General features: G+C 51.9%; 19 protein-coding genes and 2 pseudogenes. All 21 read left to right on the forward strand.

Annotated features, from left to right (window positions below; translation table 11 throughout):
• The first annotated feature begins 75 nt into the window (after nucleotides 1-75).
• The 21 genes and pseudogenes from LK436_RS05010 (at nucleotide 76) to LK436_RS05110 (ending at nucleotide 26,358) form a co-directional block, all read left to right on the forward strand.
• Nucleotides 76-471, forward strand: coding sequence for a replication initiator protein A (locus LK436_RS05010; protein ID WP_007889413.1), 396 nt, complete (start codon nucleotides 76-78; stop codon nucleotides 469-471).
• Nucleotides 472-656: 185 nt separating this feature from the next.
• Nucleotides 657-1,598: a MobV family relaxase gene (gene mobV, locus LK436_RS05015; protein ID WP_008396251.1), complete on the forward strand. Its 942-nt coding sequence runs from the start codon at nucleotides 657-659 to the stop codon at nucleotides 1,596-1,598.
• A 70-nt stretch (nucleotides 1,599-1,668) separates the two neighbouring features.
• Nucleotides 1,669-1,860 carry a hypothetical protein gene (locus LK436_RS05020; protein ID WP_002566025.1) on the forward strand — a complete coding sequence of 64 codons (192 nt, stop codon included), beginning with the start codon at nucleotides 1,669-1,671 and terminating at the stop codon, nucleotides 1,858-1,860.
• Between the two features lie 94 nt (nucleotides 1,861-1,954).
• On the forward strand, nucleotides 1,955-3,466 hold the full coding sequence (locus tag LK436_RS05025) for a recombinase family protein (protein ID WP_227910173.1): 1,512 nt from the start codon (nucleotides 1,955-1,957) through the stop codon (nucleotides 3,464-3,466).
• Nucleotides 3,467-3,508: 42 nt separating this feature from the next.
• Nucleotides 3,509-4,831 (forward strand): annotated as a pseudogene (locus LK436_RS05030) (recombinase family protein); the annotation flags it as partial.
• A gap of 87 nt (nucleotides 4,832-4,918) precedes the next feature.
• A pseudogene (locus LK436_RS05035) lies at nucleotides 4,919-5,014 on the forward strand (Maff2 family mobile element protein); the annotation flags it as partial.
• Nucleotides 5,015-5,320: 306 nt separating this feature from the next.
• Nucleotides 5,321-6,187, forward strand: a complete 867-nt coding sequence (locus LK436_RS05040) for a VirB6/TrbL-like conjugal transfer protein, CD1112 family (protein ID WP_002576403.1) — start codon at nucleotides 5,321-5,323, stop codon at nucleotides 6,185-6,187.
• Between the two features lie 17 nt (nucleotides 6,188-6,204).
• The gene (locus LK436_RS05045) at nucleotides 6,205-6,597 is read left to right on the forward strand and encodes a PrgI family protein (protein ID WP_002576402.1); all 393 of its coding nucleotides are present in this window, start codon (nucleotides 6,205-6,207) and stop codon (nucleotides 6,595-6,597) included.
• Nucleotides 6,598-6,616: 19 nt separating this feature from the next.
• Nucleotides 6,617-9,004: a VirB4-like conjugal transfer ATPase, CD1110 family gene (locus LK436_RS05050; RefSeq protein ID WP_044930918.1), complete on the forward strand. Its 2,388-nt coding sequence runs from the start codon at nucleotides 6,617-6,619 to the stop codon at nucleotides 9,002-9,004.
• Nucleotides 9,005-9,007: 3 nt separating this feature from the next.
• Entirely contained in the window at nucleotides 9,008-10,777 is a 1,770-nt protein-coding gene (locus LK436_RS05055) for a C40 family peptidase (RefSeq protein ID WP_008396492.1), read from the forward strand.
• Nucleotides 10,778-10,812: 35 nt separating this feature from the next.
• Nucleotides 10,813-11,064 (forward strand): DUF4315 family protein, encoded by a 252-nt coding sequence (locus tag LK436_RS05060; RefSeq protein ID WP_005929904.1) that lies wholly within the window; start codon nucleotides 10,813-10,815, stop codon nucleotides 11,062-11,064.
• Entirely contained in the window at nucleotides 11,061-12,224 is a 1,164-nt protein-coding gene (locus LK436_RS05065; RefSeq protein ID WP_005929902.1) for a CD1107 family mobile element protein, read from the forward strand. The genes LK436_RS05060 and LK436_RS05065 overlap by 4 nt, the downstream gene beginning before the upstream one ends.
• 527 nt (nucleotides 12,225-12,751) lie before the next feature.
• Entirely contained in the window at nucleotides 12,752-14,248 is a 1,497-nt protein-coding gene (locus LK436_RS05070; protein WP_242410986.1) for a glycosyltransferase, read from the forward strand.
• A gap of 340 nt (nucleotides 14,249-14,588) precedes the next feature.
• Nucleotides 14,589-16,667 carry a DNA topoisomerase 3 gene (locus tag LK436_RS05075; protein ID WP_044930836.1) on the forward strand — a complete coding sequence of 693 codons (2,079 nt, stop codon included), beginning with the start codon at nucleotides 14,589-14,591 and terminating at the stop codon, nucleotides 16,665-16,667.
• Nucleotides 16,664-17,551, forward strand: a complete 888-nt coding sequence (locus LK436_RS05080; RefSeq protein ID WP_008396496.1) for an LPD16 domain-containing protein — start codon at nucleotides 16,664-16,666, stop codon at nucleotides 17,549-17,551. Before LK436_RS05075 ends, LK436_RS05080 begins: the two co-directional genes overlap by 4 nt.
• Nucleotides 17,548-17,856: a hypothetical protein gene (locus LK436_RS05085; RefSeq protein ID WP_008396497.1), complete on the forward strand. Its 309-nt coding sequence runs from the start codon at nucleotides 17,548-17,550 to the stop codon at nucleotides 17,854-17,856. Before LK436_RS05080 ends, LK436_RS05085 begins: the two co-directional genes overlap by 4 nt.
• Nucleotides 17,843-18,436, forward strand: a complete 594-nt coding sequence (locus LK436_RS05090; protein WP_008396498.1) for a YodL domain-containing protein — start codon at nucleotides 17,843-17,845, stop codon at nucleotides 18,434-18,436. Before LK436_RS05085 ends, LK436_RS05090 begins: the two co-directional genes overlap by 14 nt.
• A complete protein-coding gene (locus LK436_RS05095; protein ID WP_005929883.1) occupies nucleotides 18,437-18,643 on the forward strand; it encodes a transposon-transfer assisting family protein in 207 nt (68 codons plus the stop codon). It abuts the gene before it with no gap.
• Between the two features lie 802 nt (nucleotides 18,644-19,445).
• Nucleotides 19,446-19,790 carry a TnpV protein gene (locus LK436_RS05100; RefSeq protein WP_227910203.1) on the forward strand — a complete coding sequence of 115 codons (345 nt, stop codon included), beginning with the start codon at nucleotides 19,446-19,448 and terminating at the stop codon, nucleotides 19,788-19,790.
• A 266-nt stretch (nucleotides 19,791-20,056) separates the two neighbouring features.
• On the forward strand, nucleotides 20,057-26,029 hold the full coding sequence (locus LK436_RS05105; protein WP_416207820.1) for an SNF2-related protein: 5,973 nt from the start codon (nucleotides 20,057-20,059) through the stop codon (nucleotides 26,027-26,029).
• Nucleotides 26,026-26,358, forward strand: coding sequence for a plasmid mobilization protein (locus LK436_RS05110; protein WP_002576391.1), 333 nt, complete (start codon nucleotides 26,026-26,028; stop codon nucleotides 26,356-26,358). The genes LK436_RS05105 and LK436_RS05110 overlap by 4 nt, the downstream gene beginning before the upstream one ends.
• Nucleotides 26,359-26,499: the final 141 nt, after the last annotated feature.

Below are 26,499 nucleotides of genomic sequence, written 5' to 3' on the forward strand. Positions count from 1 at the left end.
CACAGAACAGGGGCAGGCAATAGAAAGTACTGTCTACCCCCGGAAACGGGCTTCTAACCGTCCACAAAACACGATATGACAAACACCATTTATATCCATCAGCCGGAAAAGGCGGTCAGCTTTACCCGGCTTCCCAATTTCCTTTTTGAAGCCCCCACATTCACGCCCCTGTCCAACGAAGCAAAGGTACTGTATGCCTTTATCCTGCGCCGGACAGACCTGTCCCGGAAAAACGGCTGGGCGGACGAATATGGGCGCATTTACCTCTACTATCCCATCAACGAGGTAGTGGAGCTGCTCCACTGCGGGCGGCAGAAGGCGGTCAACACCCTGCGGGAACTGCAATATGCCGGACTGGTGGAAATCCAGAAGCAGGGCTGTGGAAAACCCAACCGCATTTACCCAAAATCCTACGAAGCGGTTCCAAACACCGACTTCAAGAAATCCGGTTATGGAACGCCGGAAGACTGAAAACCGCACTCCACAAGTACGATAATCAATCCTCTTGAAGTACGAAAACCGGACGGTATATAGAAATACAGAGATTAAAACGATTTTATTTATATCTTATCCATTCCTATCCGATCCGAGATATTTTCTGCGGGATTTCCCTGGGGAAAAGTCCCGGAAAGGAACGGAATGGGGAAAGGAGTTTCATGGCACAACACGCAATTTTGCGATTTGAAAAACACAAGGGCAATCCGGCAAGACCGCTGGAAGCCCATCACGAACGGCAAAAGGAACAGTACGCCAGCAATCCCGACATTGACACCAGCCGGAGCAAGTACAACTTCCATATCGTTAAGCCAGAGGGCAGGTACTACCACTTTATACAGAACCGTATTGAACAGGCAGGCTGCCGTACCCGTAAGGACAGTACCCGGTTTGTGGATACGCTGATTACCGCCAGCCCGGAATTTTTCAAGAAGAAGTCCCCAAAGGAGATACAGGAATTTTTCCAGAGGGCGGCTGATTTCTTAATCGGGCGGGTAGGGAAAGAAAATATCGTGTCGGCGGTGGTACACATGGACGAGAAAACACCCCACCTGCATTTGGTCTTTGTCCCGCTGACAGCGGACAACCGCCTGTGTGCAAAGGAGATTATAGGGAATAGAGCCAACCTCACAAAATGGCAGGACGATTTTCACGCTTATATGGTGGAGAAATATCCCGACTTGGAGCGTGGGGAAAGCGCCAGCAAAACGGGCAGGAAGCATATCCCCACCCGTCTGTTCAAGCAGGCGGTCAATCTCTCCAAACAGGCAAGAGCCATTGAAGCCACGCTGGACGGCATTACCCCGTTCAACGCCGGGAAGAAGAAAGAGGAAGCCCTCTCCCTGCTGAAAAAGTGGTTTCCGCAGATGGAGAACTTCTCCGGGCAGCTCAAAAAATACAAGGTCACGATAAACGACCTTTTGGCGGAAAATGAACAGTTGGAAGCCAGAGCCAAAGCCAGCGAAAAAGGCAAGATGAAAGATACGATGGAACGGGCAAAGCTGGAAAGCGAGCTGCACGACATTCAGCGGCTGATAGACCGTATCCCGCCGGAGGTGCTGGCAGAACTGAAACGGCAGCAACGATACACAAGGGAACGGTAATCGATGACAGAAAACATTTCACGCCGCAGCATAGCAGCACCGCACTTTGAAAATTAAATACGGAGGTACTATGGAGCATATCAGATACAAGAAAGAAACCGAAGTCGTGACTTTTCAGGGAAAGGAAATCACGCTGGAAAATCTCTCCCCGGTATTCACGCCGGAGCAGGAAGCGGCAAAACGCCGGGAGCTGGAACAGCAGCTTTATGAGGTGTTCCGCAAGTATGCCGACAAGCGGCAGAGTGAGGAAGCCGGGGCATAAGATTTTCCGAAGCCATCGTTGATTTGCGGGGCTGCTGACGGTATAATAAAAGTGTCAGCAGCTCCGTTTCTTTTTTAAGAAAAGGAGCGACAATATGAATAATCGAATAGACGCAATCTATGCAAGACAATCGGTGGACAAAAAGGACAGCATTTCCATTGAAAGCCAGATTGAATTTTGCAAATATGAGTTGAAAGGCGGTAACTGCAAGGAATACACAGACAAAGGGTACAGCGGCAAGAACACAGACCGTCCGAAGTTTCAAGAACTGGTGCGGGACATCAAGCGGGGCTTGATTGCAAAGGTCGTGGTTTACAAACTCGACCGTATCAGCCGTTCCATTCTGGACTTCGCAAACATGATGGAGCTGTTCCAGCAGTACAATGTAGAGTTTGTGTCCTCTACGGAAAAGTTTGATACCTCCACCCCGATGGGGCGGGCGATGTTAAATATCTGTATCGTGTTCGCCCAGCTTGAACGGGAAACGATACAGAAGCGGGTGCAGGACGCATGGTACTCCCGCTGTCAGCGGGGCTTCAAAATGGGCGGCAAAACGCCCTACGGATTTCGGACAGAGCCTTATGTGATGGACGGGGTGCGCACAAAGAGGCTGGTAATAGAGCCAACCGAAGCGGCCTTTGTCCGGCAGATGTATGAGATGTACGCTGACCCGCAGGTATCGCTGCATGACATTACAAAGAAGCTGACGGCGGACGGTATGCGTACTTATTATGGCAGGCCGCTGTCAAGGGCTACTTTGAGCGTTATTCTCCGCAACCCGATTTATGTCATGGCTGACCTCGACATATACGAGTTTTACAAAAGCCAGGGGACGGATATTTACAATGACGCCGCCGACTTTGCCGGGACAAACGGCTGCTATTACTATCAGGGCAAGGGGAATACAGAGGACAAGCACAAGCACCTGCAAGGACAGACGCTGGTACTGGCTCCACATGAGGGGTTTATCCCATCGGAGCTGTGGCTGAAATGCCGGAAGAAGCTGCTTGCCAGCCACACCTACCAGCCTGCAAGGAAAGCCCGGAACACATGGATGGCGGGAAAAATCAAATGCGGGAAATGCGGGTATGCGCTTATGTCGGCGCACTCCAACGGCATCCTCTATATGCGTTGCACCGTCCATGCGGACAGCAAGGCGTGTCCCGGCTGCGGGTGCGTGAAGCTGCACGAACTGGAAGCGGTGGTCTATGGGGCTATGGTGAAGAAGCTGAAAGATTTTAAGACGCTGACAGGCCGGAAAAAAGCGGCGAAAATCTCCCCGAAGCTGGCGGCAAAGCGGCTGGAACTGGCGCAGGTGGAAAGCGAGATTGAAAAGCTGCTTGACACGCTGACGGGCGCAAGCCCTGTTTTGCTCTCCTATGCCAACAGCAAAATTGAGGAGCTGGACGCAAGGCGGCAGTCCATTGCCAATGAGATTGCAAAACTCTCTGCGGACGCTGTGCCGATGGAGAAGATGGAAAGCATTTCCGGGTATCTGGATGACTGGGAGAATGTCAGCTTTGAGGACAAGAGGCAGGTGGTGGACGCACTGATAACGGTCATCCGGGCAACAAATGAAAAGGTAGAAATTGAATGGAAAATCTGACGGGTTAATCCCCACCGTACCTATCCTTTTTGTGCTCTTGTCTATAATAGTGAAATGCTGTTCCCTCAAAAGGGTGTGCGTTTTATCGCTGTCAACGATAATGTGGACAGTGCCAGCGAGGGCATGGACAACGATTTTACCCCGCTGCGAAATCTGTTCAATGAATGGCTGGTGAGAGATACGAGCAAGAAAATCAAGGCAGTGAAAAAGTCAAAAGGCATGAGCGGCAAGCCTGTTACCAGCAAGCCGGTTTACGGCTATGTGATGGACGAGGACGAGAATTTTATTATAGACGAGGAAGCCGCCCCGGTGGTGCAGCAGATTTACCAGCTTTGCCTTGCCGGGAACGGCCCGACCAAGATTGCCCGTATGCTGACGGAGCAGCAAATCCCCACGCCGGGGACGCTGGAATATCAGCGGACAGGCAGCACCCGCCGTTATCACCCAGGCTATGAGTGCAAATGGGCGACCAACACCGTCGTTCATATCCTCGAAAACCGAGAGTACACCGGATGTCTGGTGAACTTCAAAACGGAAAAGCCTTCTTATAAGGTCAAGCACAGCATAGAGAACCCCGTCGAGAAGCAGGCCATTTTCGAGAACCACCATGAGCCGATCATCGACAAGGAAACATGGGAACGGGTGCAGGAGTTACGCAAACAGCGCAAACGCCCGAACCGCTACGATGAAGTGGGGCTGTTCTCCGGGATTTTGTTCTGCGCCGACTGCGGCCATGTGCTGTATCAGCAGCGGTATCAGAACAAAGACCGCAAACAGGACTGCTACATCTGCGGCAGCTACAAGAAGCGCACCCGCAACTGTACGGCGCACTTTATCCGCACCGATCTGTTGACCGCTGGTGTCCTGGCAAATCTCCGGCAAGTGACCGAATACGCAGCCAAGCATGAGAGCCGGTTTGTGAAACTACTTGTCCAGCAGAACGAGATCGGCGGCAAGCGAAAGACCGCCGCAGCCATCAAGCAGCTTGAACAGGCGCAGGAACGCATTTCTGAAATCAGCCGCATTATCAAGCGGCTGTATGAGGACAATGTAAACGGCAAAATCAGCGATGAGCGTTTCATGGAACTGTCGGCTGACTACGAAGCCGAGCAAGCGGAGCTGAAAAAGAGAGCCGCCGCCCTGCAAGCCGAACTGGACAAGTCACAGGCAGCTACCGTCAACGCCGAGAAATTTATGGGCATTGTCCGCAAGCACCTTGCCTTTGAAGAACTGACCCCCACTCTCTTGCGGGAAATGATCGAGAAAATTGTGGTGCATGAGTGCAGCTATGATGAGAACGGCACCCGCAGGCAGGACATTGAGATTTATTACAGCTTTGTCGGCAAGATTGACTTGCCCGAATAACCGCCCGACCTATCCGACACAATGGCCAAGTGTCGGATAGGAACGGCAAAATTTTTTGCACTTCTATTGCTTCTTTATCACACATAAGCAAAGTCTCAGGGCATGAAGCAGCTGATGGCTGGCGGCGGCGTGGCACTGATCGGCACGACTCTGGTGCCGCTGCTTTCCGGTCTGTTCGGTTAAGCGAAAGCTGTCGGAGCGAAGATTCCGACCGGGCGGCGAAAGCTGCCTGTTACATAGTCAGGTGCAGGCAATATCCGCAGCTGGCTATTTTCTGCGCTCTCCGGCAGGTGCACATGTTGGAAGTTTGGCGCAGAACCGCAGTTTAGAATCGCACCGGCTGATAGGCCGGACAAGTTACAGGAGGACAAATCTATGGCGTTTCTTACTACAACTGCATCGGCACTGTCTCTTTTCTCACAGCTGTTCATGCTTCTGTCCCGGATGGCGAAGCTGTTCGGTGTGTTTGCGTAAGGAAGGAGGCGGCTCATGCAGAGTATCCTTGAACAGATCACAGATTGGCTCAAGAGCATGATCATCAGCGGTATCATGGGAAATCTTTCAGGGATGTTTGATTCGGTCAACCAGCAGGTTGGACAGATCGCAGGCGATGTGGGAACCACACCGGCGAACTTTTCACCTGCGGTCTTTTCTATGATCCGCAACATCTCGGAATCCGTGATCCTGCCCATTGCCGGAATGGTGCTGACTTTCATCGCCTGTTATGAGCTGATCCAGATGCTCATCGAGCATAACAATCTGGCAAATTTCGAGACGTGGACATTTTTCAAATGGGTCTTTAAGACCTTTCTGGCAGTGACTCTGATCTCGAACACATTCAATATCACGATGGCTGTCTTTGATGTGGCGCAGCAAGTGATCTCCCGAAGCGGCGGTCTGATTTCCGGCAGTACGTCCGTCAGTGATGCGACCCTGACAGCAATGCAGGCTACACTGGAAGGAATGGACTTGGGACCGCTGCTGGGACTGTATTTGCAGACCTTTGTGGTTCAGGTCACGATGCTGGCGTTGTCGGCTATCATCTTTGTCATCGTGTATGGCCGAATGGTGGAAATATATCTCATGGTGAGCCTTGCGCCGATTCCGTTCGCAACCTTTGGAAACCATGAGCAGAGCCATACCGGTCAAAACTACCTGCGTTCCCTGTTTGCACTGGGATTCCAAGGCTTTCTTATCATGATCTGTGTAGGCATCTATGCAGTTCTGATTCAGAACCTGTCCTTTTCGGATAACATCATCAGCAGCATTTGGGGCGTTATGGGCTATACGGTTTTGCTGGCATTTACACTGTTTAAGACGGGAAGCCTTGCGAAATCCGTGTTTGCAGCGCACTAAGGAAGGAGGAATGATTCATGGCATCTTATATTTCTGTGCCGCGAGACCTTTCAAAGGTCAAAACCAAGGTCTTTATGAACCTGACCAAACGGCAGATTCTCTGCTTTGGAGCCGGTGCGCTGATTGGCGTTCCGGTTTTCTTTTTGCTCAAATCCAGCGGAAATCTGAGCCTTGCCGCACTTGGCATGATGGCAGTGATGCTGCCGCTTTTCTTTCTCGCCATGTACGAGAAAGACGGTCAGCCGCTGGAAGTGGTGGCAAAGCACTTCTATGAGGCAAAGTTCAAGAGGCCGAAAACGCGGCCTTACAAAACAAAAAATTACTATGCACTGCTGGTGCAGCAGGCAGATGTGGAAATGGAGGTAAATCGCATTGTTCAAAATTCTCGAAAAGCTGACAGCGAAGAATAAAAAGCAGGATAACATCCGAATGCCGTCTCATCTGTCAGCCGCAGAGCAAAAACAGGTGCAGACGGTGATTGACCGAGCAAGGGGTGACAGCACGGTTCCGCACTCAGCTCAGGATAGCATTCCCTTTCAGCGGATGTTCCCGGATGGTATCTGCCGTGTGACGGACAACTACTACACCAAAACCATTCAGTTTCAGGACATCAATTACCAGCTGGCACAGCAGGAGGATCAGACGGCTATCTTTGAGGAATGGTGCAGCTTCCTGAACTTCTTTGATTCCAGCATCCGCTTTGAGCTTTCTTTTATGAATATGGCTACGGATGCCTCGAATTTTGAGAAGATGGTGCGTATCCCGTACCAGAAGGATCATTTCAATCCGGTGCGCACGGAGTACAGCACCATGCTGCGCCGCCAGCTTGCCCAGGGCAACAACGGCCTGACCAAGACGAAGTACCTGACGTTTGGCATTGAGGCGGAATCCATGAAACAGGCAAAGCCGAGGCTCATTCACATCGAGATCGACCTGATGAACAACTTCAAACGCTTGGGTGTCCGGGCAAAATTGCTGAACGGCAAGGAACGGCTTCATCTGATGCACGATATGTTCCACATGGGTGACCATGACCGATTCAATTTCGATTGGAAGTGGTTGCCGGAGAGCGGGCTGTCGGTAAAGGACTTTATTGCACCGACCGGTTTTGCCTTTCCGAAGAACCGTATTTTTCAGATGGGCGGGATGTATGGCTCCATGTCCTATCTCCAGATCACGGCTTCCGACCTGTCGGATCAGCTGCTGAAGGATTTTCTGGATATGGAATCCAGCCAGATCGTGACTATGCACATTCAGTCGGTAGACCAGAATAAAGCAATCAAATCCATCAAGCACACCATTACGGAGCTGGATCGTTCCAAGATTGAGGAACAGAAGAAAGCTGTCCGTTCCGGATACGATATGGACATCATTCCGTCAGATTTGGCAACTTACGGCAAGGACGCAAAGGCACTGCTGAAGGAATTGCAGAGCCAGAATGAGCGTATGTTCCTGCTGACCTTTCTGGTGATGAACACCGGCGAGACGGAGCAGGAGCTGGAAACCAATGTGTTTCAAGCTTCCAGTATCGCGCAGAAGTACAACTGCAACCTGCGCCGTCTGGACTTTCAGCAGGAGCAGGGGCTGATGAGCTGTCTGCCGCTGGCACAGAACCTGATTGAGATTCAGCGCAGCATGACTACCAGCAGCACGGCAATTTTCGTTCCGTTTACCACCCAGGAACTGTTTCAGACCGGGAAAGAGGCTCTGTACTATGGGCTGAATGCTCTGTCCAACAACCTGATTATGGTTGACCGGAAAAAGCTCAAAAACCCCAACGGGCTGATTCTGGGTACTCCCGGTTCCGGTAAATCCTTCTCTGCCAAGAGAGAAATCGCCAATGCGTTCCTGGTGACGGATGACGATGTAATTGTGTGCGATCCTGAAGCCGAGTACACGGCACTGGTGAAGAAATTTGAGGGGCAGGTCATTAAAATCAGCCCTTCCAGCACGCAGTATATCAACCCGATGGACATCAATGCGAACTATTCGGAAGAGGATAATCCGATTGCCCTGAAAGCAGATTTCATCCTGTCCCTGTGTGAGCTGATCGTGGGCGGAAAAGAAGGCTTGCAGCCGGTAGAAAAGACGGTCATCGACCGATGTGTTCATCAAATTTACCAGACCTATTTTGAGAATCCGGTGCCGGAGAACATGCCGGTGTTGCAGGACTTGTACGAGGCACTGCTCCGGCAGGATGAAAAGGAAGCACACCATGTGGCAACGGCACTGGAAATCTATGTAACCGGTTCGCTGAACCTGTTTAACCACCGCACCAACGTAGATATCAATAACCGTCTGGTCTGCTATGACATCAAGGAGCTGGGCAAGCAGCTGAAAAAGATCGGGATGCTGGTGGTGCAGGATCAGGTCTGGGGGCGTGTAACCGCCAACCGTAATGCCGGTAAAGCCACCCGCTACTATATGGACGAGTTCCATCTGCTTTTGAAAGAAGAGCAGACAGCGGCCTACAGCGTGGAAATCTGGAAGCGATTCCGTAAATGGGGCGGCATTCCCACCGGCATCACCCAGAATGTGAAAGACCTGCTTTCTTCCCGCGAAGTGACGAACATTTTTGAGAACAGCGACTTCATTTATATGCTGAATCAGGCAGCCGGTGATCGTCAGATTCTGGCGGATCAGCTGAATATCAGCCCGCACCAGCTATCCTATGTGACCTACTCCGGCGAAGGCGAAGGGTTGCTGTTCTACGGAAATGTGATTTTGCCGTTCGTTGATCGTTTCCCGACCGATCTGGAACTGTACCGGATTATGACGACCAAATTAACCGAAGTTAAGGAAGCAAAGGAGGCGTAAGCAATGGCTGGCAAGAAAAATCCGAATCTCGGAGACAAGCTGCGGCAGGAGCGCGAGGGTGCGGAGAACACCCTTCGCGATTCCAGGAACAAAGCCGCCGATAGCAGTACGGGAGACAGCAACAAGAAAAAAGCGGAACACCGAAGGCAGATTCGTCACGAGGCCGATCTTGCCAAGATGCGCAGCAAGAAGCTGAAATCGGAGCAAGAGGTAAAGGCAAAGAAGAATGCAGCCGCTTCCGGGAAAAAGGGCGGAAAGCCTAAGAAGCCGGGAAATCTTGCGGCAGATGCACTTTCAGCCAAAGCGCATCAGAGTGTGCGCAATGCCGACCAGGATAATAATTCCGGCGTGGAGGCAGCGCATTTTACCGAAGGTTCAGCGGAGGGAGCAGCCCGCGCGGGTTCCCGGTTCCAGTATGGTCGAAAGCTGCGGCAGTACAAAAAGCTGGAGCGGTTGGAGAAAAAGGCAGATAAAGATGCCGTAGATTCCATCTTTACGGAACGCATGAAGTCTGATCCGCAGGCTGCCTCCAATTTCTTTTCCCGATGGCGGCAGAAGCAGGCCATTAAAAAAGAGTATGCCGCTGCGAAGGCAGGTGCGGCCGCTACGGAGAACACAGCAGCTGGCACAGCCAAAGCTGCGCAGGGTACTGCCAGTATAACGGAAAAGGCATTTCAGTTTGTGCAGAGCCACTCGCATATCATCATCGGTATCGCAGCCGTGGGACTGCTTGTTTTGGTGATTGCCGGGTCGGTTTCGTCATGCTCCGTCTTGATCAATGGCGGCGGCAATGTGGTGCTGGGGACTTCCTACACGGCAGAAGATGAAGATTTGAAAGGCGTGGAGACGGATTATACCAAGCTGGAAGATAAACTTCGCAAACAAATCGACCGCATTGAAAGCGACCATCCGGGCTATGACGAGTATCGCTACAATCTGGCAGAGATTGGTCACAATCCCTATGAGCTTGCATCTCTGCTGACCGTAGAATTTGAAAACTATACGAGAAGCCAGGTGCAGGCGCGGCTCCAGAGTATTTTTGAAGCGCAGTATGAGCTGAAGTTGGAGGAAAAGGTGGAAATCCGGACAAGGAAGGAAACCCGTGTGGGCTATCGCTACAATCCAATCACCGGAACCGGACACACCTACACCTATCAGGTGACGGTACAGTATGAGTATAAAATCCTCAATGTAACACTGCTCAATCGGGGCGTTGACTATGTTGCAAGAAATTCCGGCCTTACAGATGACCAGCTGCAACGATACGAAGTCACACTGGAGTGCCGGGGCAATCGAGATGACCTGTTTGCAGGCATAGCCTTTGCAACGCCGGATGGCGCGGGTTCCAGCGGAGAATACCAGGATTACGACATTCCGGGCGAAGCTCTGACGGATGAAAAATTCCGGAAGATGATTACCGAAGCAGAGAAATATCTCGGTTATCCCTATGTTTGGGGCGGCAGCTCGCCGAGTACCAGTTTTGACTGCTCCGGTTTTGTAAGCTGGGTCATCAACCACTGCGGCAATGGCTGGAATGTAGGCAGGCAGACGGCCAACGGTCTGATGGGAAAATGCGACATTATCCCGAAGAGTGAGGCAAAGCCCGGAGACCTGATCTTCTTCCAGAAAACCTACAACACCAGTGGCGCATCCCATGTGGGCATTTATGTCGGCAACGGGATGATGATCCACTGTGGCTCACCAATTTCCTATGCTTCCATTGAGACGAGCTACTGGCGGCAGCACTACTACTGCATGGGAAGAATTCGATAAAAATAGGGCGTTTATTCGCCCGGAAAGGATACGATATGAGCTTGAAACTGGAAAAGATTGCTGCGGAGCGCGAGAAAGCCCGCAGGAAACGCGATGAATGGGAGGAGCGCAGAAAGGAATGGGACAGAAAGTACCACGAGCAGGAAAACAGCGAAATCTGTGAAATGGTACATGCCCAGAGCCTGACCCCGGAACAGCTGGCAGTCATCATTCAGCTGGCGCAGGCTGCGGTTCCCAACCCGGAGAACCTGAAACTGGATGAGAAAGAAACGGAGGATATGGAATGAAAAAGATGATGGCAATGCTGCTTGCCAGCGTGATGGCGGCAGGAACCTTTACGACCACTGCATTTGCCTATACGGGCGATGATGTGCAGAAGAACACGCCTGTCAGTACCGCTGCACAGGAGACGGATGCAGCAGAAAGCACAAATGCGGGGAAAACGGACAATACCGACAGCATCGAAATCGACCCGGACATGCAGGTTCTGCCGGATGGCTATGAGGTCTCTACGGATGCGGATGGGAACCTGATCGTTACGGTGGGCGGCAAAGAATACAATATCGGCAGCGAAAAGTCCCAAAAGCAGACTGGTACGGTGGTGCCGGGGATCACCAGTCTGCATTTTCGTTCCGGTCCCGGCATGGATCAGGAGATTATCGGATATCTGCATTCCGGCGATACGGTGGAGATTGTCGAAAAATGCGGTGACTGGTATAAGGTAAACTTCAACGGCAAAACCGGGTATGCACATGGAAAGTACCTGAATGTCACGGATTCTGCAAAAGACAGCAGCATGTTCAGTGAAGATGCGCTGAAGCTGTTTCTGGATCTGATGCAGAGTGGAATGTCATACGAGGATGAGACGAAATCCAGTGCAGCTTTGACTCCGGAAGGAAATATGACGCTGGTGGACGATATCGGTGAGGAAGAAGATAAATCCAGCCAGCAGTTCATTACGCTGGTGACAAAGGCGGGCAACACCTTTTATCTGATCATCGACCGCGATAAAGACGGCAACCAGAATGTGCATTTCCTGAACATGGTGGACGAGGCCGATCTGCTTGCGCTGATGGATGAAGAGGAAGCTGCCAAGTATCGGGAGAAGGAGCCGGAAGTCACGGAACCTGCGGAAACCGAAAAGCCGCAGGAGACGGAACCGGCACCGGAAGAGCAGAAAACAGAGAGCGAGCAGAAGAAATCGTCTCCGCTTCCGATGATTATGCTGCTTCTGTTTGTGATCGGTGCAGCCGGTGTCGGCGGTTATCTCTATATCAAGATGAAGGGCGTAAAGCCTGCGTCCAAGAAAAATCAGCCGGACCCGGATGCGGATTATCACGATGAGGATGAAGATACGCTCCAGCTGCCGGAGGATGATGGTGACGAGGACGAAGAAGTGGATGTCAACGAGGATTATGAAGCGGAATCGGACGATGAACCTGTCTGATTAACGCAGCGTTGACCGGTGGGGCGGCTGAAAAGCCGTCCCCTTTACATAGCCAAATGGTTGGTGGGTGAACTGTTTTGAGCTATGAAGCTATGGACTCTGTAGGCGATATCTGATAAAATAGAAAGTAAGAACAGCTCAACAACTCGGAATTTTACCATTCAGATTTCCGTGCTCTGCCACTTTTATGAGCGTTCTTTTCAGTATTTTGCCACTTTCATGAGGGAATAATCCGTGCTTCATTACACTTTCATGAGCGAATTTATGCTGTAATATGACATTTTCATGAGGGAATTGGTGCTTCGATGCGACGTGAGGAGGTAGTGGGCGGAGGCATGGGCGCGATAAAGGCAACGAGTGCGAATGGGTGGACGCGACGTGAGAAGGTGGAGGGTGCGGACGCGTGGGCGCGGAGTGAGCAGGCGGAGGGCCGAGACATTGGCCCGGGAAAAGTGAGCAGAAATATACGAGTGTCAACGGGAGGGTTTTATGGTACAACTAGAAGTAGTTTTTTGATGGAGGTGCCTATGGAGCCGAAGGTCAGTATCATCGTGCCGGTGTATAACGCGGAGAAGAGTCTCGCGCGCTGTGTGGACAGTATTCTGAATCAGGAGTTTCGGGATTTCGAGCTGATCCTCATGGATGATGGAAGTAAGGATCGGTCCGGGGAGATCTGCGACGGATATGCGCGGGCGGATGCGCGCGTGGTGGTCGTGCATAAGGAGAATACGGGGGTGTCGGATACGCGAAACCAGGCGATCGCGCGGGCGCGGGGTACGTTTCTGCAGTTCGTGGACAGTGATGACTGGCTGACGGCGGATGCGACGAAGCTGATGGTGCGGGCGGCCGAGGAGACGGGCTGCGACATGGTGATCGCGGATTTCTATCGTGTCGTCGGAGAGATGGTGTCGCAGAAGGGGGATATCGACGCGGACCAGGTGATCGGGCGTGAAGCGTTCGTTGGCTTCATGATGGAGAACCCGGCGGACTACTACTATGGGGTGCTGTGGAATAAGCTGTACCGGCGCTCGCTTGTGGAGGCGCACGGGATCCGGATGGATGCGAAGCTCAGCTGGTGCGAGGATTTTCTGTTTAATCTCGAGTATGTGCGCTATGCGACGACGTTCTATGCGCTGCGGACGCCGGTCTACTATTATGTGAAGACGAAGGGTTCGCTGGTGAATCAGAAGATCAGCTTCGCGCGGACGGTGGAGATGAAACTCGCGATGTTCGAGTGCTACAACGACTTCTTCAAGCATGTGCTGGATGAGGATGCGTATGAGCGGAAGCGGCTGCAGGTCTATCATTTTCTAGTGGATGCGGCGAAGGATGGTTTCGTGTTCCCGGCGACGATTCCGGGGACGCAGAAGCTCGGTGAGGAGCGGAGCCAGGCGCTGCAGGAGGTGATTTCGGAGGATGGGATCATCGTGGAGAAGTACCGCGACCGGAAGCTGCTCGAGCGCTATCTCGAGTCGGTGGCGCTGAAGTATGATATGACGCTGGCGGAGCTGTCGCTGCTGCTGTATCGGAAGGACGCGGGAAAGGCGCTCACTCGAGGGGCTGAAGCGCAGATGCCTGCGCGGGAAGATGCCGTGGAGGCGACTGATCGAAAGGATGCCGGAAAGGCGCTGAGCCGGAAGGATCTCGCGGAGCTGATGCATATGAGCCGCGGGGATCTGCGCGCCGCGCTGCAGAAGCTGGTCTCACGCGGGATGCTCGAAGTGGTCGACGTGCCGAGGAAACGACGTGAAGCGGCGGAAATAGCCGAGGCGACCGGTCTTTTCGGAAAGCGTGGCGAGGCACAGGATGCAGACGCGAACGGAATGACGAAGAAAAAACGCGAGCCGCGGAAGATTCGTCTCGAGCTGCTGCCGGCGTCGGATGCGGTGCTGCAGGATATCGCGGCCGCGGAGCGTGACTACGAGCAGGCGAAGTTCCGGGGATTTACCGAGGACGAGCTCCGGCAGTATACAGCGCTCGAGCGGCGTGTGCAGGAGAACGAAAAGCAGATACTGCAGAAGTGAGGATGGGCAGACGAACACCATCAGCGATGCCTGGCGATGAGTCAGCGAGGGGCAGAATGCGTTGCGGCGAGGCACAACGCATGCGCGGAGTGATGATGTGGAGGGCCGAAACATGGGCACAAGCGAGTAGGAGGCGGTGACTAGCCGCCGTCCTCTCACACCACCGTGCGTACCGTTCGGTACACGGCGGTTTCAACAGTTGACGTGCATAGACTGATAAGCTGTGGCAAGATCATAAAAGCCCCAGTTTGTAGACCTAAAACAGAATACCGTTCCTTACATAGCAGTCATGCGCTTCGGTGCCTGGCTGCTAATTTTTTTGCGAAAGGAGCAGTATCGAATGAAGCTTGTATTAGCGGAAAAGCCCTCGGTTGCCATGAGTCTCTCGAAGGTGATCGGGGCAAATCAGCGCGGAGACGGTTATATGGAGGGCAATGGCTACCTTGTCAGCTGGTGTGTGGGGCATCTGGTGGAACTTTCCCAGCCGGAAGCCTATGATGAAAAGTATGCCAAGTGGAGGTATGATGATCTTCCGATTTTGCCGGATCATTGGCGGTATCAGGTATCTGCCAGCACGAAAAAGCAGTTCGGAATCCTGAAAAAGCTCATGCAGCGGAAAGATGTGGAGAGTCTGATCTGTGCAACCGATGCAGGGCGTGAGGGAGAACTGATTTTCCGGCTGGTTTACCATCAGTGCGGCTGCAAAAAGCCGGTGGAACGACTTTGGATTTCCTCGATGGAGGACAGTGCGATCCGGGAAGGCTTTCAGAAGCTCCGACCGGGAACAGAATATGATGCCTTATATGAGGCGGCTTTATGCCGGGAGCGTGCCGACTGGATTGTCGGAATCAACGCAACCCGGCTTTTTTCATGCCTGTATGGGCAGACCCTGAATGTGGGGCGCGTGATGACACCAACGCTTGCGATGGTGGTCATGCGGGATGCAGCAATCCGGGCTTTCAAGCCGGAGCCGTTCTACTCGGCAGAATTAAAATTTCGGGATTTTCAAGCGGGCGGTGAGCGAATGAAAGAAAAAGCAGAAGCAGAAAAACTGGTGGCAGAGTGTTGCCAGGCAGGAAGTGCCATCATTACCAAGGTAGAGCAGAAAGAAAAATCAGAGAAGCCCCCGGCCTTGTTTGATCTGACATCGCTTCAGAGAGAAGCAAATCGGCAGCTGGGATTCACTGCCCAGCAGACCCTGGATTACACACAGGCTCTGTACGAGAAGAAACTCGTGACATATCCCCGTACCGACAGCCGGTATCTGACGGATGATATGGCACCGCTGGTGCTGGAACTTGTTTCTGTGATCCAGCAGAGCTTTCAGATTCAGGCAGATGTACCGGCACCGGTGAATGCAGCGCAGGTCATCAATTCTAAGAAAGTCACCGATCACCATGCCATTATCCCTACAAAAACAGCGGTGGGTTATGACATTTCCTCGCTTCCCAGTGGAGAACAAGCGATTCTTACTCTGCTGGCGGTGCGGCTGATTTGTGCGGTCGGAACACCCTGCCACTATGCAGAAACCATAGTAGAAGCGGAGTGTGCCGGTCAGAAGTTCCGCACGAAAGGCAAAACAGTCACGGATATGGGCTGGAGGCAATATGCAGGAAAGCCGGTTGAAGATGCTGAGAAGAATGCGGAGGCGGGTGATCTTCCGGAGCTTTCGGAAGGCATGACACTGGAACTTGCCGGTGTCGATCTGAAAGAGGGCAAGACCAGCCCGCCTAAGAGATTTACCGAAGATCTTCTGCTTTCAGCGATGGAGAGTGCCAGCTCGGATGAATTTCCGGCTGGTGTAGAGCGAAAAGGCATCGGCACACCAGCTACACGCGCTGCCATCATCGAAAAACTGGTGCAGAAAGGCTTTATCGAGCGTAGGGGTGATAAGAAAACGAGATACCTTTGCTCTACGGACAAGGGAAATGCGCTGGTGACGGTGGTGCCGGAACAGATTCAGTCTCCATCCATGACGGCAGACTGGGAGGAAAAACTGCTGAAAATAGAACACGGCGAGTATGACAGCGATGCCTTTATGGGCGAAATCAGCAGCATGGTCAGCGGACTTGTTAAAACCTACGAGGCTGTAAAAGGAGCCGATGTGCTGATGCAGCCGGAACGCAAGGTCATTGGTTCCTGTCCCGCCTGCGGCAGTGATGTCTGCGAAACGGCAAAAGGATGGTTTTGCAGGGATAAGAGCTGTAAATTTGCGCTCTGGAAGGAAAACAGGTTTTTTCAGACACTGGGAAAGCAGATGACAGAGGAACTGGCAAAGCAACTGGTAAATCGTGGAAAAGCACGGCTTACCCATTGCTATTCCAGGAAGTCCAATCGTTACTATGACACAACCGTTCATGTAGAGACCGGCGAGGACGGTGTAGCAGCATTTAAGCTGGAGTTTGGAGGTAAAAAATGAGCATGAAAATGATGAATGCAGCTTATCTGGTGGATAATGTCGCTCTGCTTTCCTTGCAGGAAAAGCAGGACGGCGTGGAATTCCATTGTTTTGATATGGACAGCAAGGTGCAGACCACCGAGGGACACATTGGCTGGGATGTGTTGGATAAACAGCCGTCTTCTACGTTGGAAGAAAGCGCAAGGGTGGTAGTACTTCAGAAGATTCCCCAGCTTGACGGTCTTGCCGTTGCGCCGGTAGCTCCGGAGATGCTGGAGCAGGTACGCGGCGGCAGAAAGGTTCTCTGGCAGATGAAAAAGGCTGATCCTGAGCTGGAGAATGCAAAAAATATCCGGTTTATCACCAGCAACTACGAGGATCGGTTCAAAATTCCGGATGGCAGTGCAGTGGAGATCGAGTATCCGAACCGGAAGTTCTCAGCTCGCTGCGAATATATGGACGAATATCATCTGCGCCTGGGGTATGATGTTCTGCACATCTGTCAGCTGGCAGAAATGCTGGAACGCGGCGGTGGTACATGCCGCCCGGAGCCGCTGATTACGGAAGAACGCAGTGCATGGGATTTGGGAAGCAAGGGCTTTCTTGCCATTCAGACCTGTGAGGACGGTTACGACTATACCTTATATCATAAGGACTTTACGGAAATTGACGGTGGACAGATTGACAACACGGAAATCAGCATGAATGCAGCCAGAGACCAGATTCTTTCGGATTATGGGTTCGGTGGCCGCACCATGACGCGGATTGACTATGATGAACTTTGTGATCGTGCAGAGGAAGCGGAAATCAGTAGACGGGAATCTGTGCTGGGTAAACTCTCGGATTTGTCTTTCAGAACGGATACGCCGGTGAAAGCTGCCAAGGCGAAGGAGGCAGAGCGATGAAATACAAGCTTACGAAGGCAGAGCAGGAAACAGTCATCAATTTTGATAATGAACTGGATACCGCCAGCATTTATACCCATGACAGCCGCCTGATTAAGAAGCTTCGGGAACTGCGAAAACAGTATCCGGAGCAGTTTATTTTGGAGCACCGGGAGCATGGGTCGGTCACTTATACGATTCCGAAACGCTGTGTTGGTATCCGACCGCCGTACAGTGAAAAGCGGCGGGAACAGCAGCGACAGGAAGCAAAGGAAAACGGCCTGCCGTTTATGGAGAAGGGAGAAATGAACGATGGCAAGAATTGAAAAATGGGATGAAGTGCATGGAAATCAGGCACCGGACGAAAGAATGATGGCATTTCTCGACAGTGCTACCGACCAGTATGCGATTTTGCAGCTTCGCCGCATCGAGGATACGGTATATGAACGCTTTTCGTCTATGCGCGAACTGGAACGGATGGGGCTGGAACCGGATATTGACCATTATGAAGTGGTTTATACGGCTCCGCTGCTTCCCTACAAGGATCAGAATACGATGTTGGAGGAACTGTATGCGAAATTCAATGTTTCCCGCCCTGATGATTTTACTGGGCATAGTCTTTCTGTGTCTGACATCGTGGCTTTACGGCAGAATGGTGTTGTAAGCTGTCACTATGTGGATTCCATCGGCTTCCAGGAGCTGCCCAGATTTTTGAAACCGGAGAATTATCTGAAAGCCGCAGAAATGGCAATGGAAGACGATTACGGTATGATTGACGGCGTAATCAATAACGGAAAGAAGGAAGAACCGGCGGAGAAAGCATCGGTTCTGGATCAGCTGAAGGAAAAGCAGGAGGCGGTGCCGCCTGCGCCGCCTCGCAGGCGCTGCGAAGAAAAGGAGTTATAAATGCGTTTTACGGATGACGAATGGATGCTCATGATGCTTTACAGCCCTGGCACACGGACAGGGCTGATCGAAGAGCTTCAAAAGATGCAAAAAAGTCTGACGGGCAGAGACAGAAACCTGCGCAGGTGGACGGCCTCGCTGCTTGCAAAACTGGCAGAGATGACGGATGCAGAATATGAGGCACTGGATTTGTATCCGGACGAATAAAGGAGAGGAGGAAAAAGACAGATGATGACGAAAACGGCTTATTATATGCAGATGGCGCAGGAAGCTGCGGCACAGATCACTGGCAGCAAAGAGCAGTGGACAGCGTTTCTGACCACATCCGCACGGCTTTATAAGTATCCTTTTGCGGAGCAGCTGATGATCTATAAGCAGAGACCAGAAGCGACGGCCTGTGCAGAGTACGATCTCTGGAATGATCGGATGAACCGCTATGTGAAGCGTGGCTCCAAGGGCATTGCTCTTTTGGACATGCGCGGCGAGCAGCCGAAACTGCGGTATGTATTTGATGTGGCAGATACCGGAGAACGGAAGAATTCCCGACCGGTACAGCTCTGGAAAATGAATGCGGAGCATGAGCAGCCAATCATTCGCGCACTGGATGCAGCATTTGATGTTTCTGCCGGTGCTGGGTCTCTGGAAAATCATATCATGGAAGCGGCAGAACGCCTTGCAAGGGATTACTGGGAGGAAAACCGCAGGCAGATCAGTGACATCGTTGCAGATTCCTATCTGGAAGGATATGATGAACTCAACATCGGAGCTTCCTTTAAGAGAGCTGCCGCTGTCAGCATCGCATATTCCGTCTTTACCCGGACGGTGGGCAATGCAGATGACTATTTTGAGCACGAGGATTTTCTGGACATCTTTGATTTTAATACGCAGGCTGCCGCCAATGTGCTGGGAACTGCGGTCAGCGAAATGTCCAGCCAGATCTTCCGGGAAATTGAACGCACGATCCGAACCTATGAAAGAGATAAGCAGGCAGAAAGGAGCCAAAACTATGATGGAGCTGAATTACACGAAGAACGGCGATTACCTGATTCCGGGCATCCAGTTGTCGGTGCAGGAACAGAAGCCCCTGGGCAAGTACGGGAGGATGCGCAGAGCGTTTCTGCAGGAGAACAACACGCTGCTGTACAATCACCTGATCCTGACCGAGAAGCTGTACCCGCACCTGTGGGAGATTCAGGAGACCGCGACCGCACGGATGGAGCAGATGATGGCGGATCTTCTGAAAGCGAATCCGGCACCGGACAAGAAATTGAACCAGATGGCCTGGGTGCAGCACATGAACATGCTGAAAGCGCAGGCAGAGGAAGTCATTCTGACGGAACTTATCAACAGTTAAACTTCATGAGTCTGTTTCAGTCCGAAGCAGAGCAGATTCAGAAAATTGATGCGGCGGCAGAAAATGCAGCCAAAGAAGCGGAGAGCGAAAAGCCCTCCGCTTTTGTTATTTCTGAGGATGAAATCGACCGGATGCTGCGGACAGGCTCCAATTTTGAAGGCGGAAAGATCCGTATTTATGCGCTGTATCAGCAGCAAGGGGACGCAAAAGAACGAGCTGCATTCTTGAAAGCGGAATACGGTCTCGGTGGCCACAGCTATACCTTTATGGATGGCAGTCGCGGTTTTGCCGATTATAACGGAAGAGGTATTCTGCTTCGCAATTATGACCATGACCGGGAAGTGCGACTCACATGGTCGGCGGTGGATAAGCGGTTAGACCGGCTTGTGGAAAATGATCAGTACCTGACCGCGCTGGAAATGGAAGAGTATCGGAAGCTGGAGCAGGAATACGGCGCGCCGCTTCCTATGCCGACTGCCGCCCATGTGTTTCCGCCAACGCCACCGGAACGCTATGATACCGGAAATGAGCATGTGGACAACATGCTGAATACGGCTGCGGATGTATATGCCCGGAGTGAACTGGCGGCACCACAGCGGTTTACCGTGATGGAGACAGACGATGGTTATGCGGTCTGGGATGATATTCAGGACGGCATTCATGTGGAGCCGGATGGTGTCAGCGAAGAGTTTACCAGCGAATGGGAGGCAGAGACCTACCGCCAGCAGTTGATTGAAAAAGTTCAGGAACGGGAAGCAAAAGACTGGCTCTATGTTGAACAGAGCAAGCAGAATTTGCAGCAGGACATTCCATTCCCAGATGTGGAATCCGAAGAAGTACAGGAATCGGCTCACGCAGAGACAGATCCTCTGGTACTGGAAATGCAGGAACACGCCAGCGAACTTTCCAGAGAGTCTGGCTATGCACCGGATGAACGGTTTGTGGTCACAATGACCGGCGAGAACTTTCCGGATTCTAAAGATGCGTTTGCCATCTGGGATTATGTCAAAGAAGAGTATTACGGATATTCGGACGGAAAAGTGCAGACATTTGCCGATTATGTGAGTGCATCAGAGGCGTTGCAGGAGATTCGCGGCAGGAACATGGAGGCTGAAAAAGAGCCTGCAACTGTGCAGCCAGAACCCGCAGCTCCGGTGCAGCCGGATTATCGCGTTGGCGATACGCTGTATCTGGACGGAAAGGCATTTACGATTGAAAAAGTCGGGCTTTTCGATGTGGAACTTCGGGACCCGGATTCCGTGTATCCGATCTTCCGCTCGGAAAGCAAGGAAAATCTGGCAAGAATTTTGGGGCATGAGGAAAATGTTCACCTGCACAATCTGGTGGTTGATCTGAATTCTGGAAAAGAAGAAGCGTTCCGGGCAGGGCATGAAGCAAAACATGCGGAGAACTACCGCATCAACAGTTTTCACCTCGGTGAAGGCAGTCCTAAGCAGAAATTCCGTGCCAACATGGATGCCATCTACACGCTGAAAACCTTGGAAAACCAGCATAGGGATGCGACACCAGAGGAACAGGAAACGCTGGCCAATTATGTCGGCTGGGGCGGACTGGCAGATGCCTTTGATGCAGAGAAAACTGCCTGGGCAGGCGAATATAAGGAGCTGAAAGCAGCTCTTACGGAAGAAGAATATGCCGCAGCCAGAGCTTCGACTCTGAATGCGCATTACACCAGTCCTACCGTGATCCGTGCAATCTATGAGGCATTGGACGGTATGGGATTTGAGAAAGGCAACATTCTGGAACCGTCGATGGGTGTCGGCAACTTCTTCGGTATGCTGCCGGATTTCATGTTGGGAAGCAGGCTGTATGGTGTGGAACTGGATTCCATCACCGGGCGTATTGCGCAAAAGCTGTATCCGCAGGCAGAAATCAAGGTGGCAGGCTTTGAGACCACTGACCGGCGTGATTTTTATGATCTGGCCGTGGGCAATGTGCCTTTTGGCAACTACCGTGTCAGCGATAAGCCCTATGATAAACTCGGATTTTCTATCCACAACTATTTCTTTGCCAAGGCACTGGATCAGGTTCGCCCCGGTGGTATCGTGGCCTTTGTTACCAGCCGCTATACGATGGATTCCAAGAATCCGGACGCACGAAAGTATCTGGCGCAGCGGGCAGAATTGCTGGGAGCTATCCGACTTCCCAACAACGCATTCCGTGCCAATGCCGGTACAGATGTAGTGTCGGATATCATTTTCCTGCAAAAGAGAGACCATCCCATTGATATCGAACCGGATTGGGTGCATCTGGGGCTGACATCGGAGGGTATTACCCTCAACAGCTACTTTGTTGAGCACCCGGAAATGGTGCTAGGTGAGATTACAACGGAAAGTACCCAGTACGGCAAGGAAGAATGTACGGTCATTCCGATTCCAGGTGCGGATCTGGGAGACCAGCTGCATGAGGCGGTGCAGCACATCGACGGTCATTATGAAGCACAGGAGCTGGCACCGGAGGAGGAGTTGTCCTTGCAGGGCGAAACCATTCCGGCAGACCCCAATGTAAAGAACTTCTCCTATGCGGTGGTGGACGGAGATGTTTATTTCCGTGAGAACAGCATCATGCGGAAGGCTGACCTTTCTGCGACAGCCACCGGCAGGATCAAGGGCATGGTGGAGCTTCGCACCATTGTGCAGGAACTGATCGACTATCAGTTGAACGATTACCCGGAGGAAGCGATTGCCCAGAAACAGCGGGAACTGAATGTAGCCTATGACCGATTCGCCGATCAGTATGGGCTTATCAATTCCCGTGCAAATGCACAGGCTTTTTCGGAAGATTCGTCTTATTATCTGCTCTGCTCTCTGGAAAATGTAGATGAAAACGGCAGGCTGGAATCCAAGGCGGATATGTTCACCAAACGGACGATTCGACCGGAACGGGCTGTTACCAGCGTAGATACTCCGGCAGAGGCTCTGGCAATCTCCATCGGAGAGCGCGGCAAAGTGGATTTGCCCTATATGTCGGAGCTTTTAGGTACACCGGGAGAATTTGAAAAAATCCAGCAGGAACTGCATGGTGTCATTTTCAAAGACCCGATGACGCAGGGCGGCGAGGAAACTGGCTGGGTGACGGCTGATGAATATCTGTCCGGCAATGTCCGGGAAAAACTCCGCGTGGCAGAACTGGCTGCGGCTTCTGACCCTGCCTTTGCGGTAAACACGGAATATTTGAAGGAAGCACAGCCGAAAGACCTGGATGCGTCGGAGATTGATGTGCGCCTTGGTGCCACATGGGTCAATCGGGATTATATCCAGCAGTTTATGGAAGAAACCTTTGAACCGCCGTTCTATCTGTGCAGAAATATTGAAGTGAAATTCTCTCCCATGACGGCAGAATGGCAAATTACCGGCAAGAGTACACCGAGCCGGAATGATGTTCATGCCTATATGACCTACGGCACCAGCCGTGCCAATGCCTACCGAATTCTGGAGGATACGTTGAATCTGCGGGATATTCGTATTTACGATACCGTGGAGGATGCAGACGGCAAGCAGAAGCGGGTTCTGAATAAAAAGGAGACCACCCTCGCCCAGCAGAAACAGCAGGCCATTAAGGATGCGTTCCAGAACTGGGTGTGGAAAGACCCTTATCGCCGCGCGGAACTTGTGGAAAAGTATAACGAGCTGTTCAACAGCACTCGTCCCCGTGAGTATGATGGTTCTCATATCCGCTTTGGCGGCATGAATCCGGAAATCCGGCTGCGGGAACACCAGCAGAATGCCATTGCTCATGTGCTGTACGGCGGCAATACGCTGCTGGCCCACGAAGTGGGTGCCGGTAAGACTTTCGAGATGGCCGCTTCTGCTATGGAGGCAAAACGGCTGGGACTGTGCCAGAAATCCATGTTTGTCGTTCCGAATCATTTGACCCTTCAGTGGGCAAACGAGTTTCTGCGTCTGTATCCGAGTGCAAAATTGCTGGTGGCAAGCAAAAAGGACTTTGAAACTGCCCGCAGAAAGAAGTTCTGCGCACGAATTGCTACTGGTGATTACGATGCAGTCATCATCGGGCATTCCCAGTTTGAGAAAATTCCGGTGTCCGCAGAACGGCAGGAGCGGATTTTGACTGCCCAGATTGATGAAATCGAAAACGCCATTGCTGAGATGAAATCCCAGAATGGCGAACGTTTCTCCATCAAACAGATGGAAAAGACCCGGAAAGGATTGGAGGCGAGATTGGAGAAACTTCGGGCAACCGACCGAAAAGACGATGTGATTACCTTTGAGCAGCTGGGCGTAGACCGACTGTTTGTAGACGAAGCACATGCCTTTAAGAACCTGTTCCTCTACACAAAAATGCGCAATGTTGCAGGCTTGTCCACATCGGAAGCGCAGAAATCTTCGGATATGTTTATGAAGTGCCAATATATGGACGAGTTGACAGGCGGGCGCGGCATCATTTTTGCGACCGGCACCCCGGTTAGCAACAGCATGACGGAGCTTTACACCATGATGCGGTATCTCCAGTACGGCACGTTGCAGCAGAAAGGGCTGACCCATTTCGACAGCTGGGCTTCTACCTTTGGTGAGACCACCACAGCCATTGAGCTGGCACCGGAAGGAACCGGATACCGGGCAAGAACAAGATTTGCAAAATTCTTCAACCTGCCGGAGCTGATGAATATATTCAAGGAAGTGGCAGATATCAAGACTTCCGATCAGCTGCATCTGCCGGTGCCGGAGGCAAAATTTGAAACCGTGGTGGTGCAGCCTTCGGAGCATCAGCAGGCGATGGTGGCGGAGCTTTCGGAACGGGCGGCGGCTGTGCATTCCGGTGTGGTAGACCCGTCGGTCGATAACATGCTGAAAATCACATCGGATGGCAGAAAGCTGGGACTGGATCAGCGATTGATGAATCCGCTCCTGCCGGATGACCCAAATAGCAAGCTCAACGCCTGTGTGCGGAATGTGCTTCGGATTTATGAGGAAGGACAGTCGGATAAGCTGACCCAGTTGCTGTTCTGCGACCTCAGCACGCCGAAGAACGATGGAACCTTCAATGTCTATGAGGATATCCGCGCCAAACTAATTCAGTCCGGTGTGCCGGAAGAAGAAATCGCATTTATTCATGATGCCGATACTGAGGCAAAAAAGAAAGATTTGTTTGCCAAAGTGCGTACCGGACAGGTACGGGTATTGTTAGGTTCGACACAGAAGATGGGTGCAGGCACGAACGTGCAGGACAGGCTGGTGGCCGTGCATCATCTGGATGTGGGCTGGCGGCCTGCGGACATGACCCAGCGAAATGGTCGTATCATCCGTCAGGGAAACCGAAACAAAGAAGTGCAGGTTTATCAGTATGTGACGGAAGGAACTTTTGATGCCTACCTCTATCAGACACTGGAGAATAAGCAGAAATTTATCAGCCAGATCATGACCAGCAAATCTCCGGTACGTTCCTGTGATGATGTAGATGAGCAGGCTCTTTCCTATGCAGAGATCAAGGCACTTTGTGCCGGAGACCCGCAAATCAAGGAGAAAATGGACTTGGATGTAGATGTTGCAAGGCTGAAAGTATTGAAGGCGGATCATCAGAGCCAGCAGTACCGATTGGAAGATAAATTGATGAAATATTTCCCTGCGGAGATTGAGAAAACGCAAGGGTTCATCAAGGGCTTTCAGTCGGATATTCGGACGGTGGCGGCACATCCGCTGCCGGAAGAGGAGTTCTGCGGTATGGAGGTGAATGGCACACAATTTACTGAAAAAGCCGAGGCCGGTGAAGCAATTCTTGCGGTCTGTAAAGCCAATCAGAGTTTGGAGCCGGTGCCGCTTGGCAGTTACCGTGGTTTCAAGATGGAGCTGGCATTTGACAGCTTCCAGAAAGAGTATCAGGTACTGCTGAAAGGTGAGATGACCCACCGGGTGCCCATTGGCACCAGTGCTGCGGGCAATATCCAGCGTCTGGACAATGCTCTTGCCGGGATTCCTGCAAGGCTGGAAAAGGCGGAACAGCAGTTGGACAATCTTAGGAGCCAGCAGGAAGCGGCGCAGGCCGAGCTTGGAAAGCCATTTCCCCAGGAGGCAGAACTGGCAGAAAAGAGTGCAAGACTGGCAGAACTGGACGCACTGCTAAATATGGATGACCGTGGAAATGATGATCCTGACCGTGAAAAAACAACGGAAAAGCCGTCTGTACTGGCAGAGCTGCGTGACCGTGCAGGGCGCATTCCGCCGATGACACATCGAAATGATGAGGAGGTGGCACTATGAGTGTTCGGGAACACTGGATCAATGTCCGGGTAAACCCGGAAGAGCTGGCGAGAATTCGTGAAAAGCAGAAAGAATTAGGCATCCGCAATACCGGTGCCTATATGAGAAAGATGGCGATGGACGGGTACTGCGTAAATCTTGATTTGTCGGATGTGGCGCAGGTATCCACACTTCTTCGCCGATGCAGCAACAACCTGAACCAGTACGCAAAACGCGCCAATGAATCTGGAAGCATCTATGCGGAGGATATCCGGGATTTGCAGAAGCGACTGGATGAACTCTGGGAGATGCAAAAGCTGATCTTAAAGAGGCTTTCTGGTATTCGATGACGGCGCAAACGTGCGGAATTTCTATTGCACATGGCACAGATGAAACAGTCTGTGTCATTACATATTTTTTGCAGGTCTTCCTGTTGACATCGTGGTGTTTGGCAAGCGGGTACAGTAAAATGAAGATGAAAAGAAAAACGA

It is taken from the genome of Clostridium sp. M62/1, from assembly GCF_020736365.1.
Taxonomy (GTDB): domain Bacteria; phylum Bacillota; class Clostridia; order Lachnospirales; family Lachnospiraceae; genus Otoolea; species Otoolea saccharolyticum_A.

Excerpts from the sequence above, each read along its gene's own strand:
- LK436_RS05060 (WP_005929904.1), top strand. The coding sequence starts at position 10,813 with ATGAGCTTGAAACTGGAAAAGATTGCTGCGGAGCGCGAGAAAGCCCGC.
- LK436_RS05100 (WP_227910203.1), top strand. The coding sequence starts at position 19,446 with ATGGAGCTGAATTACACGAAGAACGGCGATTACCTGATTCCGGGCATC.
- LK436_RS05070 (WP_242410986.1), top strand. The coding sequence starts at position 12,752 with ATGGAGCCGAAGGTCAGTATCATCGTGCCGGTGTATAACGCGGAGAAG.
- LK436_RS05075 (WP_044930836.1), top strand. The coding sequence starts at position 14,589 with ATGAAGCTTGTATTAGCGGAAAAGCCCTCGGTTGCCATGAGTCTCTCG.
- LK436_RS05010 (WP_007889413.1), top strand. The coding sequence starts at position 76 with ATGACAAACACCATTTATATCCATCAGCCGGAAAAGGCGGTCAGCTTT.
- LK436_RS05105 (WP_416207820.1), top strand. The coding sequence starts at position 20,057 with ATGGATGGCAGTCGCGGTTTTGCCGATTATAACGGAAGAGGTATTCTG.
- LK436_RS05020 (WP_002566025.1), top strand. The coding sequence starts at position 1,669 with ATGGAGCATATCAGATACAAGAAAGAAACCGAAGTCGTGACTTTTCAG.
- LK436_RS05090 (WP_008396498.1), top strand. The coding sequence starts at position 17,843 with ATGGCAAGAATTGAAAAATGGGATGAAGTGCATGGAAATCAGGCACCG.
- LK436_RS05055 (WP_008396492.1), top strand. The coding sequence starts at position 9,008 with ATGGCTGGCAAGAAAAATCCGAATCTCGGAGACAAGCTGCGGCAGGAG.
- LK436_RS05025 (WP_227910173.1), top strand. The coding sequence starts at position 1,955 with ATGAATAATCGAATAGACGCAATCTATGCAAGACAATCGGTGGACAAA.
- LK436_RS05040 (WP_002576403.1), top strand. The coding sequence starts at position 5,321 with ATGCAGAGTATCCTTGAACAGATCACAGATTGGCTCAAGAGCATGATC.
- LK436_RS05085 (WP_008396497.1), top strand. The coding sequence starts at position 17,548 with ATGAAATACAAGCTTACGAAGGCAGAGCAGGAAACAGTCATCAATTTT.
- LK436_RS05080 (WP_008396496.1), top strand. The coding sequence starts at position 16,664 with ATGAGCATGAAAATGATGAATGCAGCTTATCTGGTGGATAATGTCGCT.
- LK436_RS05045 (WP_002576402.1), top strand. The coding sequence starts at position 6,205 with ATGGCATCTTATATTTCTGTGCCGCGAGACCTTTCAAAGGTCAAAACC.
- LK436_RS05050 (WP_044930918.1), top strand. The coding sequence starts at position 6,617 with ATGCCGTCTCATCTGTCAGCCGCAGAGCAAAAACAGGTGCAGACGGTG.
- LK436_RS05110 (WP_002576391.1), top strand. The coding sequence starts at position 26,026 with ATGAGTGTTCGGGAACACTGGATCAATGTCCGGGTAAACCCGGAAGAG.
- LK436_RS05065 (WP_005929902.1), top strand. The coding sequence starts at position 11,061 with ATGAAAAAGATGATGGCAATGCTGCTTGCCAGCGTGATGGCGGCAGGA.
- LK436_RS05095 (WP_005929883.1), top strand. The coding sequence starts at position 18,437 with ATGCGTTTTACGGATGACGAATGGATGCTCATGATGCTTTACAGCCCT.
- mobV (WP_008396251.1), top strand. The coding sequence starts at position 657 with ATGGCACAACACGCAATTTTGCGATTTGAAAAACACAAGGGCAATCCG.